This is a genomic window from Rhodoferax ferrireducens, from assembly GCF_003347515.1.
Taxonomy (GTDB): Bacteria; Pseudomonadota; Gammaproteobacteria; order Burkholderiales; family Burkholderiaceae_C; genus Rhodoferax.
On the sequence record NZ_QEII01000264.1, the window covers coordinates 23,185 to 37,567 of the forward strand.

Annotated in this window: 12 protein-coding genes; 1 reads left to right on the forward strand and 11 read right to left on the reverse strand. The window is 62.4% G+C overall.

Annotated elements, in window-relative coordinates:
- Window positions 1-9 precede the first annotated feature (9 nt).
- The 5 genes from yidC to C5P05_RS10485 form a co-directional block, all read right to left on the reverse strand.
- Complete coding sequence (gene yidC, locus C5P05_RS10465) at window positions 10-1,725, reverse strand: membrane protein insertase YidC (RefSeq protein ID WP_114969785.1); 1,716 nt, start codon at window positions 1,723-1,725, stop codon at window positions 10-12.
- A complete protein-coding gene (gene yidD, locus C5P05_RS10470) occupies window positions 1,722-1,994 on the reverse strand; it encodes a membrane protein insertion efficiency factor YidD (protein ID WP_114969786.1) in 273 nt (90 codons plus the stop codon). Before yidD ends, yidC begins: the two co-directional genes overlap by 4 nt.
- The gene (locus C5P05_RS10475; RefSeq protein ID WP_114969865.1) at window positions 1,991-2,437 is read right to left on the reverse strand and encodes a ribonuclease P protein component; all 447 of its coding nucleotides are present in this window, start codon (window positions 2,435-2,437) and stop codon (window positions 1,991-1,993) included. The genes yidD and C5P05_RS10475 overlap by 4 nt, the downstream gene beginning before the upstream one ends.
- Before the next feature lie 54 nt (window positions 2,438-2,491).
- Complete coding sequence (rpmH, locus tag C5P05_RS10480; RefSeq protein WP_066096666.1) at window positions 2,492-2,626, reverse strand: 50S ribosomal protein L34; 135 nt, start codon at window positions 2,624-2,626, stop codon at window positions 2,492-2,494.
- Window positions 2,627-2,806: 180 nt separating this feature from the next.
- Entirely contained in the window at window positions 2,807-4,093 is a 1,287-nt protein-coding gene (locus tag C5P05_RS10485; protein ID WP_114969787.1) for an esterase/lipase family protein, read from the reverse strand.
- 337 nt (window positions 4,094-4,430) lie between these two features.
- On the opposite strand from C5P05_RS10485, the gene C5P05_RS10495 reads away from it, so the two are divergent.
- On the forward strand, window positions 4,431-6,443 hold the full coding sequence (locus tag C5P05_RS10495) for a FimV family protein (protein ID WP_157979284.1): 2,013 nt from the start codon (window positions 4,431-4,433) through the stop codon (window positions 6,441-6,443).
- Between the two features lie 30 nt (window positions 6,444-6,473).
- Here the strand turns inward: C5P05_RS10495 and C5P05_RS10500 are convergent, their stop codons facing one another.
- From C5P05_RS10500 to kdpB, 6 genes are all read right to left on the reverse strand, one after another.
- Window positions 6,474-7,382, reverse strand: coding sequence for a pseudouridine synthase (locus C5P05_RS10500; RefSeq protein WP_114969790.1), 909 nt, complete (start codon window positions 7,380-7,382; stop codon window positions 6,474-6,476).
- Window positions 7,383-7,442: 60 nt separating this feature from the next.
- Window positions 7,443-8,156: a two-component system response regulator KdpE gene (gene kdpE / locus C5P05_RS10505; protein WP_114969791.1), complete on the reverse strand. Its 714-nt coding sequence runs from the start codon at window positions 8,154-8,156 to the stop codon at window positions 7,443-7,445.
- A 28-nt stretch (window positions 8,157-8,184) separates the two neighbouring features.
- The gene (locus tag C5P05_RS10510; protein ID WP_232834432.1) at window positions 8,185-10,944 is read right to left on the reverse strand and encodes a DUF4118 domain-containing protein; all 2,760 of its coding nucleotides are present in this window, start codon (window positions 10,942-10,944) and stop codon (window positions 8,185-8,187) included.
- A gap of 17 nt (window positions 10,945-10,961) precedes the next feature.
- A complete protein-coding gene (locus C5P05_RS10515) occupies window positions 10,962-11,327 on the reverse strand; it encodes a hypothetical protein (protein ID WP_114969792.1) in 366 nt (121 codons plus the stop codon).
- Between the two features lie 332 nt (window positions 11,328-11,659).
- Complete coding sequence (gene kdpC / locus C5P05_RS10520; protein ID WP_114969793.1) at window positions 11,660-12,232, reverse strand: potassium-transporting ATPase subunit KdpC; 573 nt, start codon at window positions 12,230-12,232, stop codon at window positions 11,660-11,662.
- 38 nt (window positions 12,233-12,270) lie between these two features.
- Entirely contained in the window at window positions 12,271-14,358 is a 2,088-nt protein-coding gene (gene kdpB / locus C5P05_RS10525) for a potassium-transporting ATPase subunit KdpB (protein ID WP_114969794.1), read from the reverse strand.
- Window positions 14,359-14,383 lie beyond the last annotated feature (25 nt).

Here is a 14,383-nt window from a genome sequence, read left to right on the forward strand (position 1 = left end):
CGGCCATGTTTACTTGAACTTGGGCAGGTTGAACTGCGGTGGCACACCCATGCGGGTGTTGATCACCCACTGCTGCGCAATCGACAACACGTTGTTGGTGATCCAGTAAATCACCAAACCAGCCGGGAAGAAGAAGAACATCACGCTGAACGCCAGGGGCATGAACCACATCATCTTGGCCTGCAGCGGGTCAGGCGGTGCCGGGTTGAGGGCGGTCTGCAGCACCGTGGTCAGGGTCATGACCAGCGGCAGGATGTAGAAAGGATCAGGCGACGAGAGATCGTGAATCCACAAAACCCAGGGCGCGTTGCGCATCTCGACGCTGGACAGCAGCACCCAGTACAAGGCAATGAAAACCGGAATCTGGATCATGATCGGAAAACAGCCACCCATCGGGTTGACTTTTTCCTCGCGGTAGATGCGCATCATCTCCTGCTGCATCTGCTGCGGGTTGTCTTTCAGACGTTCACGCATTTCCGTGATCTTCGGATTGACGGCCTTCATCTTGGCCATGCTGGCGTACGCCTTGGCATTGAGCCAGTAAAAAGCGGCTTTGAGCAGCAGCACCAAAGCCATGATCGACCAACCCCAGTTGCCGATGAAGCTGTGGATCTTGTCGAGCAGCCAGTAGAGCGGCTTGGCCAGGATGGTGAGCCAGCCGTAGTCCTTGACCAGTTCCAGCCCGGGGGCCAAAGACTCCAGCCCTTTTTCTTCCTGCGGACCGGCAAAAAATTTGGCTTCCACGGTCTTGCTGGTGCCCGGCGCAATGTCGGTCAGCGACGTGATCATGCCAACGGCATAGAGATTGGTATCGACCTTGCGCATGAATAAATCGCGCTTGATGCCGTCGCCGAGCAGCCAGGCGCTGGCAAAGTAATGCTGCACCATGGCCACATAGCCGTTTTCCGCCTGTTTTTCGATATCGACCTTGTTCTTCTCGATGTCGCTGAACTCTACTTTTTGGTACTTTTTGGCCTCGGTATAGATTGCCGGGCCGGTGAAGGTGGAATAGAACGAGGACTCACCCGGTGGCTTGTTGCCATCGCGCACCAATTGCAGGTAGAGCTGCGGCGACACGGCGGCGGTGCCCACGTTGATCACTTCATGCTTGACCGTCATGGCGTAAGCGCCACGGGCCAGGGTAAAGGTTTTCACCAGTTTCACGCCACCCAACTCGGGGGACTCAAACCGGATAACCAGCTCTTTGTTGCCATCCGTGAGGGTACGTTCGCCTGGCACCACGTTCATGACCGTCTTGTGCGTGGGGAAAGTGCCACCTGCGGCGCCGGCGATCAGACCGGTTTGCGCCATGTAAGTACGGTCCTTTGATTCGTCCAGCAGAATGAACTTCTTGGTCTTATCGGCCATGTCGACGTGCTTGACGAATTCGGTCTGCACCAGGGAGCCGCCTTCGGTGTCGAACGTCAGTTTCAGCACATCGGTCGTCACCACAACGCGCTCGTGGGGCGCAGGTGCCGCACTCGAAGTAGAGGCAATATCGGTTGCAGCGCCCGCTACAGGGGTGGTGCCAGCTATTGAATTCGTAGCAGGAACTCCGCTCGGAACACTGGAGGCGGCCACCGGCGGATGGGCTGGCGCTGCCAATTTGGCTGGGCCTGGGAAGAAGGTGGCTTTATGGCCGTTGTAAACCTGCCACTGATCCCATAGCAAGACCATGGAAAAGCCAAAAATCACCCACAAAATGGTGCGGCGAATATCGTTCATGAAGACTTCTTATGAGTGGAGGATGAAATCAGCTGGGTAAAGAGCCGGGGTTTTTCGGTCGGAACGGGGTCATGCCCGCCCGCACACCAAGGGTGGCAGCGTGCAAGACGCGCCAGTGTCAAATAGCTGCCCGCTGCAGCGCCATGCGCCTGCAAAGCCTGCAATGAATAAGCAGAGCAAGTCGGCTCGAAGCGACAAGAAGAACCCAGCCAAGGGCTGAGCAGCAAACGGTAGCCCTTCACCAAGCCAATCAACAAACGCTTGATCATGGCATGCTGACTTGACGGACAGGCGCAGCCGAGCGAGCCGCGGCGCGTGCGAACAATTGCTGCAACTCCAGCCGAACGCTGGCCTTGAGCTCATCGGATGTGGCGCTGATAAATTGTTTGCGGTCGAACCCGACACGCAAACGCACGACATGGGCAGCCACCTGCAGCACCGATTCGAACTCGGTGCACACACTGTAAATCTGGCGTTTGATGGTATTGCGTGTAACGGCTCGTTTGGCCCAGCGTTTGGGCACCATGGCGCCCATCCACACGTCCCGCACGACAAAAAGCGCCACTGGAGGCGCCTTTGACGGCTCTGATGTTTTCTGTTCGACCACCGACACATCCAACGCAGCACAGTGCAAAGCAAAGTGGGCCGTTCTGGCTACGGTGCCGCCAGACAGCACGGCCTGAAACTGGCTTCGCGTTTTCAGTCGCTGCAATTTGAGGCTGCGCCAGAACTGCAAGTCAGCTGCGCGCTATGCGTGCAGACAGAACTAGACTGCCAGACGCTTGCGGCCCTTGGCGCGACGAGCGTTGATCACAGCACGGCCGCCGCGGGTTTTCATGCGAACGAGAAAACCGTGAGTGCGGGCGCGTTTGATCTTGGAGGGTTGGTAAGTGCGTTTCATTTTGGAAATCCTAAAGGGCTCAGTGAGGGCCCCCCACCGGTAAAAGTGAATGAGCCGCTGTCTTGTCTCCCCCGACACAATCAGGGGAACTCGCGATTATCGCAAACTTTCTCAGCCCCGGCAAATTTGTCGCGTGCTTTTCGGTCGCGGCCGGGCATTTTGAGCGCGCAGGACTTGGCTTTAGCCTGGTTTTGGCGTCAGCCACCGCAGCAATTGCCGCGTCACTTCGGGGCTGCTCAGCAAGGCCAGGTGGTTTGTGCGATAGGCAATCCATTGCGACGCTTTCGCAAAAGCCAGGCGGCGTCGTGGATCCTCGTGTTGGCCCATGGCGCTGGGCAGGGGAACCAGGCCGTCACCAATCACCGCATCCATCAGGTGGTGCCTGGGCAGGGTGCTGCGTTTGGCCGCAGTCGTTGCGGCCACGGCATAGCAGGCCACACCCATTGGCAAGGGTACCAGCTGACGGCTATCGGCTTTGCGGCGAAATCGGCTGTGGCCCTGCCAGTCGGCATCCAGCAGATAACCGTAGCGCAGGTCGGTGATGCCCGCGCTACGCAGTTGGCCCAGCAGGGCGAAAGGCGCCGTGTAGGGCGTGCTTGCCAAAATAAAGTCTACCCAGTTGCCGGCCCGCTCCAATGGCGCGCCATGGTGCGGCGTGCCCAGAAACACGATGTTTTTGAGCTGTGTCGGCCAGTGCAGTGCCTCCTGCCGGGCGTCATGGACGGCGCTGCGGATCAGCAGGCCGCCCATGCTGTGGGCCACGACGCTGAGCTCCTCGATCGGAGTGGGCCAATGTGCGCGCAGTTGCTCCAGTAGGGTGGAGAGTTCGTGCCCGTTTTGCGAGATGTGCAATCCGGAGTTGTAGCGCAGATAGATCGGGGTGTAGCCCAGCGCTGAGGCCAAGGCTTCGCCATGGTCCTGCACTTGCCCTTTTCTTCCCTTCTGTCCGCTGCGCTGCGTATGCCACTGCAGGTCGTTCATGCACAAGCCGTGAATTAGCAGCAACACTTTTCCGGTCACTTCGGGCGCGGGCGGCAAGGCCTGCCAGTTCAGGGCCTCGCCGCGGTAGCGCAGCGTCATCGGCGTTGCCAAGGGATTGTTGCTGGCGGCCAGACGGTCCCCCATCACGCCATTGAGCGCCGCGAGCACGGCTTCGCGTTGGGGTGTTCCGGGATAGGCTTCGTCGGTCGAGTCGAGCAGAGGTTGCAGCTTGGCCAATAGCGTATCCACGCCCAGGCCCAGCAGTCGGGTTATCCCCCTGACACTCCGGTAAACCATCCCGGTGAGGCCACGGGTTTGCCCTGGCATGGCGCCACCCGGTGCGCCCAGGGTACGCCATACCGATTGGTGCACGCCTTCGGCGATGTGGGTCACCCCTGCCGTGGCTTGCGTCGCCAACTGGGCAATGGCCCGAAGGTCCGACGTGCGCAGATGTTTGAGTTGGGTTTTGGATGCCGGTTTGGCCATGGCAGTCGGTGCGCCGGATGAAAAATCTCGACGCCCCCGCTTATTGTGGGTGCGCCAGCCGTTGCGGCGGTAGAGGTGGGGCCCGTGTTTTTTCGCGTGATTTGTGCTAGCTGACCCGCAAGAGCGCACGGGGCAATGGCCGGGGCTGCAAGCCGAGCGATCCAAGCGGCGGTTAACTCAATAAAAGCGGCTTAAGTTTGTCTGCGGTCCATCGATATTGACAGTAGGTAGACTAACGCCAAATTCAGGGGCGCGAGACTGTGGGGCACAATCCCACAAAGTACAACAGCGGGTTGCCAATTCGGCGTGAAAAAAATGATTACTCGGGAAAGCTGATTTGGAACATAAAGCCAGTATCTTAGGGGTCGCATTAATTTGTGTCGCTTTCGGCAGTGAGGCGCTCACGCTGGGTCGCGTGCGTGGTGCTGCGCTGGTAGGCCAGCCCCTGGATATGGTGATTCCGGTTCAGATGGATGCAGGCGAGGACGCCTCGTCCTTCTGCTTTGATGCCGATGTATTTCATGCCGATACGCGTCAGGAGGCCAGTCGTGTGCGTGTTGTCGTCGAAGCGACGGCGCAAGCCCAAACGGCCAATGTGCGGGTTCTGTCCTCGGCGGTCGTCGACGAGCCCGTTGTCACGGTCTACTTGCGTACTGGCTGCGGACAAAAAACAACACGTCGCTATGTCCTGTTGGCCGACTTGCCAAGCGAAGTCGCAGCACCTGTGTCAGGGGCGCAGCTGCCCTCAAGAACTGCGCGACCGCCTGCACAAGTGGTTTTGCTTCCTGATGTTGCCGCGGCTCCAAGGCCATCGCCCGTGGTGGCGAATTCGGCACAGCCCGTCAAGACCAAGACCGTTCGGGGGCCAACGCAGGCTGCGCGACAGGGAATTGTCGACAAGCGCGCTGACGTGAGGGCGGCGATTGCCGCGCCCAAACAAACACAGTCCGATGAAGCCAAAAAGCCTGGGCGAACGACCGGGCAATCACGATTGAAGCTGGACCCTCTGGAATTGCTGTCAGACCGGGTCGCGAATCTTGACGCATACATGACATTCCCCCCGTCTGAGGACGCGTTGCATAACCTGGAAAAAATACAGACGCTCGAAGGCAATGTGAAGACTTTGCTGGCCTTGACCGCGAAGAATGAGAGCAGCCTCGCGGATCTGAAAATGCGACTGCAAAAGGCCGAATCAGAGCGCTTTCCGGGCAGCGTGATTTATGGCTTGATCGCCCTGGTGCTGGTCTGTCTGGCGGCGCTGGCGTTACTCTGGACCCGGCAGCGCCGCGTTCATACGGGTGACGACAACTGGTGGAGCGGCGCCGACGCCATGCCAGCGGCAGTAGCGCCAGAACTTGAACCAGGGCCCGGGCCCTCCACCTCCCCGGCGACGGCCCACCAGGAGCTGGACGAGACACCGGAGCCGAAAAAGGCCCGCTCAACTGCTGTGTCGGGCTTGGTGGCTGATTCCGGCCCCTCATCCGAGCCGGGTGTCAGCCTGGTGGAAATGAGTGAGTCGGCGTTTGATGACCTGATGCAATCCAGCGTGGTGCACGCGGCGAATCGCAAGCAGCCTGCAGCGCTCGCGGTGGTCTCCCCGCCGGCGCCTGTGCCCGGGCTCCATTCAGAGGCGACGCTGGATGTCCGGCAGCAAGCGGAGTTTTTTGTTTCGCTGGGTCAAACCGACCGGGCCGTGCGAATTCTCGCGAAGCAAATTGACGAAAGTGACGCGCCCAATCCGTCGCTGTACCTGGATTTGCTCAGCCTGCTTCATTCGCTCAGTCTGAAATCTGATTTTCAAAGCCTTCGCAAGGATTTCAATCTGCTGTTCAACGCCAGAGTTCCCGAGTTCGCGGTATTCAAGAATGAAGGCAAGGGCCTGGAGTCTTACCCCGATGTTCTGTCCCGCATCACGGCATGTTGGTCGACGTCCACGATCCTGGAATTGCTGGGGGCTTATATCCTTCAGAACCCCCAACTGGCCAAGGTGCCGGTTTTTGATTTGGCCGCATTCCGGGATCTGCTGCTGCTGCACGACGTGGCCCAGCGCGTTGTTCTTGATGCCGATCTGGCGCTGAACGGCCAAACAGATTATTCCGTGGATGAGACTCTGCCTCCTCCCATGCTGGATCTGGACCTCGATCTGGGCCTGTTTGATTCCGACATCGACGGGTTGTCTCGCCCTCCGGTGGCGGCGGAGGTCGATATTCCCCTGGTGATGCCCGGTGATCACGAGTTCAAGGCGGCCGGGGCCGACGCAAGACACGTACTCGACGTCGACCAGATGTTGAGTTTTGACCTGCCGGAGGCCGGCATGGCTTCAGGGCCGCCCGGCATCAAGTCACGGTAATGGGCTGACCCCGAAGAGCTCCGGGTCCGACTAGAAGCGCTCGTGCGGTGCCAGGTAGCGCCACTGGCCGACCGGCAGATTGCCCAACATCACGTTGCCGATGCGCACGCGCTTGAGACCCACCACTTTCAGGCCGACCAGCTCGCACATGCGGCGAATCTGGCGCTTTTTGCCTTCCGTCAGCACAAAGCGCAGCTGCTCGGGGTTTTGCCATTCCACCTTGGCCGGTTTCAGGGCCTGGCCGTCCAGGCTCAGGCCGTGGCGCAGCTTGGCCAGCCCGTCGGGCGGGAACATCGCCTGCACATTGGTGGTGACGGGGTCGCCATCATTGATCTGCAGCAGGCGGTCCGGGCGGCCATCGGGTTCGATGAAGCCGATGTAGCTGACCCGCACCAGGTACTCTTTCTCCATCACCGAGTCTTCGCCAATCAGCTGGCGCGCGACGCGGCCGTCCTGCGTCAGCACCAGCAGGCCGATGGAGTCAATGTCCAGCCGCCCGGCGGGCACCAGGCTTTGCAGCTGCTTGGGGTGGAAGAAGAAACGGGCGTTGTCCTCGGTCCAGCGGTTTTGCGGCTGGATCAGGGTGATGGCGGGCAGATGGCCGTCTTCGGCCTGGCCGCTCACAATGCCCATCGGTTTGTTGAGCAGAATCGTGACCTGATTGGCCTGCTGGCCTTGGGCCTGCTTGTTGATTTCGATGCGCACATCGGGCGTGACCTGCATGCCCATGGTGGCGATCTCGCCATTGACCTTGACCCAACCGCGACCAATCCAGTCGTCGGCTTCGCGGCGTGACGCCAGGCCGAGCTCAGCCATGCGCTTGTTCAGGCGCAGGGTGCCGCCGGCGCCTGTTGCCCCCGTGCCAACGGTGGTGGATGGCACCCGACCAGGAGGCGGTGCGGCGCGGCGAAAGGAGGGGGGAGAATTGGAGGTTGTCATTTTGCTATTTATTTAGTAGCTACTTGCGCAGATTTGGCGAGGGCTAGAGGCTTATTTTATTCAAATTGTGACCAACCGGTAGCCCACCGCCGTTTCGGTCAGAAAATGCCGGGGCTGGGCCGGGTCGGTTTCCAGCTTTTGCCGCAGGTGGCCCATGTAAATCCGCAGGTAGTGGCTTTGCTCGGCGTGCGAGGGCCCCCACACCTCGCGCAGCAACTGGCGGTGCGTCAGCACCCGTCCCACGTTGGCGATCAACACCGTCAGCAGGCGGTACTCAATCGGGGTCAGATGCACCTCGGCGCCGCCGCGTCGCACCAGGCGCGCCTGCCGGTCCACCTCAACCTCGCCAAAGCGAAACAGCGGATCGGCCTCACTGGCGGCGTCGGCCGAGCCTTCCCCTGGCGCGGCGCGCGGTCGGCGCAGGTTGGCGCGTACCCGGGCCAGCAGTTCGCCCACGCCAAAGGGCTTGGTGAGGTAGTCGTCGGCCCCGGCATCGAGGGCTGCAATCTTGTCGGCTTCATCCGAGCGTGCCGACAGCACCACGATCGGCACGCCGGACCAGCCGCGCACGTCGCGGATCAGCTCCAGGCCGTCGCCGTCGGGCAGGCCCAGGTCCAGCACCAGCAAGTCGGGTTTGCGTGTCCCCGTTTCTGTCAGCCCTCTTTTGACCGAGTCGGCCTCAAACACCTGCCAGCCCTCGGCTTCGAGCGCAGCGCGCACAAAGCGGCGAATCTGGGGTTCGTCTTCAATGATGACGGCAACGGGGGCTGGCATGGCTGGGGTGGACGAGTTGGACTGGCGTTCAGGCATCAGGGAGGTCGGGCAGCTCCGGGGGCGGCTTGCGCGGCAGGGTCAGGATGAATTCTGCACCACCGCCCAAGGCCTGGGCCGCCGTGATGGTACCCCGGTGCGCTTCCACCACCGCCTTGCAGATGGCCAGCCCCAGGCCGACACCCGGCGTCGCCGATTCGGTCTTGCCGCGCGTGAACTTGTCAAACAGTGTTTGCTCCTGGTCTTTGCTGCCCGGCGGCAGGCCCGGCCCGTAGTCGCGCACGCTCAGCACCAGCGTGGTCGGCGTAACCCGGGCACTGAGCAGAATCGGCCGCGCCTGCGGCCCGGCAGCGCCCCCATATTTGGCCGCGTTCTCCAGCAGATTCACCAGTACCCGCTCCATCAGCGCCGCGTCGAACTCCACCAGTGGCAGCTCGGCCGGCACGTCGGTCTGTACCACCGCGTGGCCGAGTGCATGCTGGGCCGCCCGGATGGCGCTGCCGACCAGTTCTTCAACCGAATGCCAGTCACGGCGCAGATTGACCTGGCCGCTTTGCAGGCGCGCCATGTCCAACAGGTTGGTGACGAGCGCGTTGAGCTGGCGTGCTTCCTGGCTGATGGCGCGGGTCGTGGCGGCTTGGCTGCTGGCCAGCGGGGGGGCCGAGCGTTCGAGCGATTCCGCCAGCCCGACCAGCGCGGTCAGCGGGGTGCGCACGTCATGCGAAATGGCCGCCAGCAAGGCGTTGCGCAGGCTTTCGGATTCCATTTGCACCACCGCCGTTTGCGCCACTTCCACATAGTGCACCCGCTCAATCGCAATGGCGATCTGGCGCGCCAGTGTTTCCAGCTGCTGCACCTGTTCGGGAATCAGCAGCCAGCGCGGCTGCGCCGGCTGCAGCGCCAGCACGCCGCGAATCCGCATCGGCGCCTGCAGCGGCACGTAATGCCAGGCATGGGACGGCAGGGTGGCGGTGGCCAGGCCGGCGCGCTGGCCGTTGTGAAACGCCCAGTCGGCAATGCTGGCGTCAATCGAGGCTGGCAAATCGCTGGCCAGCGCCAGCTGGTCGTTGGCATCGGTCAGCAGCACCCGGGCCTGGCCGCCAAAGCTGCGCTGCACAGCTGCTTCGCCCAGCTCCACCACCTGGACGACCTGCAGCGCGGCAGACAGGTCCCGCGTCAACTCGAACAGGGCCTGGGCGCGCCGCTCTCGGCTGGCCGAGATGCTGGCCGAAAAACGCAGGCTGGCGGTGAGCTGGCCAATCAGCAGACCCACCGCCAGCATCACCGCAAACGTCACCAGGTATTGCACGTCGCTGACCGCAAACGAAAAGCGCGGCTGCACGAAAAACACATCGAATGAGGCCACGCCGAGCACGGCCGCCAGAATGGCCGGGCCACGCCCCAGCTTGACCGCCACCAGCACCACATACAGCAGGAACAGCATCACGATGTTGGCCAGGTCGATCCGGTATAGCAGCGGCCAGGCCAGCAGCGTGGTCAGCACGCAGCCGGCGCCGGCCCAGGCATAACGCGGCCAGGCGTCGCGCCACGGGACGGCCTCTTCCGCCTCGAGCCCGCTGCGCGGCACGGCCTGGGGCAAGCGCCGGGTGCTCTCGGTCCCGCCAACCTCGATGATGTCCAGCGCCGGGGCCAGGGTGGCGAGCTGGCGCGCGAGGGACGGGCGCAAAAGACGCCGCAGCGCCGGCCAGCGCCGTGCCCGGGGGCGGCCGGTCACCAGCGTGGCGCAGTTCAGGGTATCGGCCTGCCGCACCAGTTCGCCCGCCACGTCGTTGCCGGTCAACACGGCAGTGCTGCCCCCCAGTTCTTCCGCCAGCTTCAGCACGGCCAGCGTGCGGTCGCGCATCGCGGCGGGCAGGCGCTGCAGGGCGGGTGTTTCGACATAAGCCGCGTGCCAGCGCACGTTGAGCTGGCCGGCCAGCCGTGCGGCGCTACGCACCGCATGTTCGGCCCCTTCCTGCGGGCCGACGCAGGCGAGGATGGCGCCGGAGGTGTTCCAGGCCGACGCGCTGGCGAGGGCCTGGCTACCGCCGGCTTGCGACTGCTCGATGCGGTAGCTGCGCACGTCGTCTTCCACATGTTCGGCGGTGCGGCGCAGGGCAATCTCGCGCAGGGCGATCAGGTTGCCCTTGCGGAAAAAGTTCTGCGCCGCGCGTTCGGCCTGCTGCGGCAGATAGACCTTGCCAGCCTTGAGGCGTGCCAGCAGCTCATCCGGCGTGACGTCGACCAGGATGATTTCGTCCGCGCGGTCCAGCACGGTGTCGGGCACGGTCTCCTGCACGCGGATGCCGGTGATGGCGCCCACCGTGCCATTCAGGCTTTCCAGATGCTGGACATTAATGGCGCTCCACACGTCAATGCCCGCATCCAGCAACTCCTGCACGTCCTGCCAGCGTTTGGGATGGCGCGAGCCCTCGACATTGCTGTGCGCCAGCTCATCAACCAGCAACACGGCCGGGTGGGCGGCCAGGGCGGCGTCCAGGTCAAATTCATACAGGGTGCGGCCGCGGTAGGGCACCTCGCGTTGAGGTAGCTGTTTGAGCCCGGCCAGCAATTCGGCGGTTTCACTGCGGCCATGGGTTTCGATCACGCCGACCAGCACCTCGCGTCCGGCCACCTGCTCACGCTGGGCGGCATTGAGCATGGCGTAGGTTTTGCCCACGCCGGCGCCGGCGCCGAAGTAAATGCGCAGCTTGCCGACGCGTGCGTCTTCGCCGCGGATTTGCGCCAGCAGCTGATCGGGGTCCGGGCGGGATTCGTGGGTGTAAGCCAAAGGGGGGGTCTTTCGTGTCAAACAGGGCGTGCAGCGAAGGGTAGCACCTTGGCGTAGGCAACGATGCCGCCAATCTGGCCATTCGGCAAACAGCTCAGGATGCGGTCGATCACGGTGTCGCCCCGTCCGGCGGGAAAACGGACTTCCAGCTTGACCCTCGCGTCTTTGTGCATTGGCGAGCAGCGAACAATGGCCGTGTCAGGGCAGGCCTGCAAGGCTTGGCGGGCCCGCCACGCATCCTTGCTCGCAACCACTACATTCATCAGCTCGAAGCGTTTGGTCGCAAGCGCAATTGGGGCCGGATGCGGGTCGACAAAAGTCAGGGCATGACCACGGTACGCAGCGCGTGCAGCCGGAAAAGCCAGAACGGAAAGAAAATTCATCGTGAACTCCAGCGTGCTGTTGATAGAAAGCACGATGGGAAAAGGATAGAAATCACGCCGTAAAAACGGGGATAAAACCTCTCGGTGCGGTGTAAAGAAAGCGTTAAGGCCGCAGTGCGTCTGGGCGTGCGGGTGGAGATGCGGTCCCCCGCAAATGCGCTTTGCTCCCACGCTCACGTCCGATGCCGTTCCCGTCGCTTTTTCGAGCGATCCTGCCAACGGCCGATGCCCCACGCCAGCACCAGCGGAACGCACACAGCGGCCAGTGCGTACAAGAGCGTTCCCAAGTCAGAGCCCATGGATCATGCGTGCCGTGGCGAGCCGATGTGGGTTTAGCGAATGGCTTCAAGTGCCAGATTGAGCTGGAGCACATTCACGCGCGGCTCACCCAAAAAGGGCAGGAGCGGTGGTTCGGTCTGCTGCGCCACCAGGCTCTGCACCTTGTCGGTTGGCAAGCCGCGCGCCTTGGCCACGCGGGCTACCTGAAAGTTTGCCGCAGCCGGGCTGATGTGCGGGTCCAGTCCGCTGGCGGAAGCTGTGACCAGGTCCACCGGCACCGGTGCCGTGTTGCCCGGATCAGCGGCGCGCAAGGCTTCAATGCGGCCCTTGATGGCGTCGGTCAACGCCGGGTTCAGCGGGCCCTGGTTGGAACCACTGGACGCCGAGGCGTTGTAGGGCATGGGGCCGGTGGCCGAAGGGCGGCCCCAGAAATGCTGGGGTTCACTGAAGTTTTGGCCGATCAGGCTGGAGCCGACCGGCTTGCCATCACGCAGAATCAGGCTACCGCCCGCCTGCGTCGCAAACAATGACTGCGCCACACCGGTCACCAGCAGGGGGTAGGCCACACCGGTTACCAACGTGAGGATGAAGAACAGCACGAGTGCCGGACGAAGAATGTTTTTCATGAGAGTTCCTTTCAATTTGTTGCTAGGGCAGCCAGGCATCAGGCCAGATGCAACGCCACCAGCAACAGGTCAATCGCCTTGATGCCGATAAAGGGCACGATCAGTCCGCCCAAACCGTAAATCAGCAGGTTGCGGCGCAGCAGCATGGCCGCGCCCATGGCCCGGTACTTGACGCCCTTGAGCGCCAGCGGGATCAAAAACATGATGATCAGCGCGTTGAAAATCACCGCCGACAAAATGGCCGATGATGGACTGCCCAGACGCATCACGTTGAGGGCCGCCAGCTGCGGGTAGGTGGTCACGAATATTGCCGGAATGATGGCGAAATATTTGGCCACGTCGTTGGCAATCGAGAAGGTGGTGAGCGAGCCGCGTGTCATCAGCAAGGCCTTGCCGGTCTCCACCACCTCCAGCAACTTGGTCGGGTTCGAATCCAGATCGACCATGTTGCCGGCTTCCTTGGCGGCCTGGGTGCCGCTGTTCATCGCCACCGCCACATCGGCCTGGGCCAGCGCCGGCGCGTCGTTGGTGCCGTCGCCGGTCATGGCCACCAATCGGCCCTCGGCCTGGTACTGGCGAATCAGCTTGAGTTTGTCCTCCGGCGTGGCCTCGGCCAGAAAATCATCGACACCGGCCTCGGCTGCAATCGCCGCCGCCGTGAGCTTGTTGTCGCCGGTGATCATGATGGTCTTGATACCCATGCGACGCAGTTCCATGAAGCGCTCTTTGATGCCGGCCTTGACAATGTCCTTCAGCTCCACGATGCCGAGCACGCTGTTGCCATCGCTCACCGCCAGCGGCGTGCTGCCGCGGCGCGAGACTTCATCGGCGGCCCGGATGACTTGCGCGGGGAGGCCGCCGCCCAGCGACTCAATGTGTTTGCGGATCGCATCCACGGCACCCTTGCGCAGCTGGCGCATGCTGCCGTCACTGTTTTTGACATCGACACCGCTCATGCGGGTCTGCGCCGTGAACGGCACTTCATGGCTTTCCCCCACCAGCGGCTCGACCGCACCAAGGCGTTGGGCCAGCGTGACGATGCTGCGGCCCTCCGGCGTCTCATCGGCCATCGACGCCTGCACGGCAACGATCGCGAGTTGCGCCTCGGTCACGCCGGGGGCGGGCAAAAAAGTGGCGGCCTGCCGGTTGCCATGGGTGATGGTGCCGGTCTTGTCCAGCAGCAGCACATCCACATCACCGGCCGCTTCCACGGCCCGGCCCGAGGTGGCAATCACATTGGCCTGCATCATGCGGCTCATGCCAGCCACCCCCACCGCCGACAGCAAACCGCCGATGGTGGTGGGAATCAGGCACACCAGCAAGGCGATCAGCGCGGTGAGGCTGACCACGGTGCCAGCACCAGACGCACCGACGCTGAAAACAGAGAACGGCAGGAGCGTGACCGTGACGATCAGGAACACGATGGTTAGCGCCACCAGCAAAATCGTCAGCGCGATTTCATTCGGTGTTTTCTGGCGTTTGGCGCCTTCGACCATGCTGATCATGCGGTCCAGAAACGACTCGCCCGGATTGACCGTGATGCGCACCACCAGCCAGTCAGACAACACACGGGTGCCGCCCGTGACCGACGAAAAATCGCCGCCCGATTCGCGGATCACCGGGGCCGATTCGCCGGTGATGGCGCTCTCGTCCACGGTGGCCACGCCTTCGATGACTTCGCCATCGAGCGGAATCATGTCGTCTGCATCAACGAGCACGACATCGCCTTTTCTCAGGTTTTCGGCCTGCTCGGGCAACCAGGTCGTACCGTGGAAAATCTTGTTGACGGGGTCCTTGAACTTTTTGGCCCAAGTACTTTTCTTCAGGCTGCGCAGCGAAGCGGCCTGCGCCTTGCTGCGTCCTTCGGCCAGTGCTTCGGCGAAGTTGGCAAACAGCACGGTGAACCAGAGCCAGAGCGAGACACCCAGGATGAAGCCCGCCGACTCTTCTCCCTGCCCCTGCAGGGCCAACAGGCCCAGCAAGGTCGTCAGGATGCTGCCGATGTAGACCACAAACATCACCGGGTTGCGCCATTGGACCTGCGGGCTCAGTTTGGTGAAAGACGCCACGATGGCCGGCTTGAGCAGCACCGGATCAAGGAGCGTGAGAGAGGTTTTCGTTTTCATAGCATTGACTCGACTTTTCTTGTTC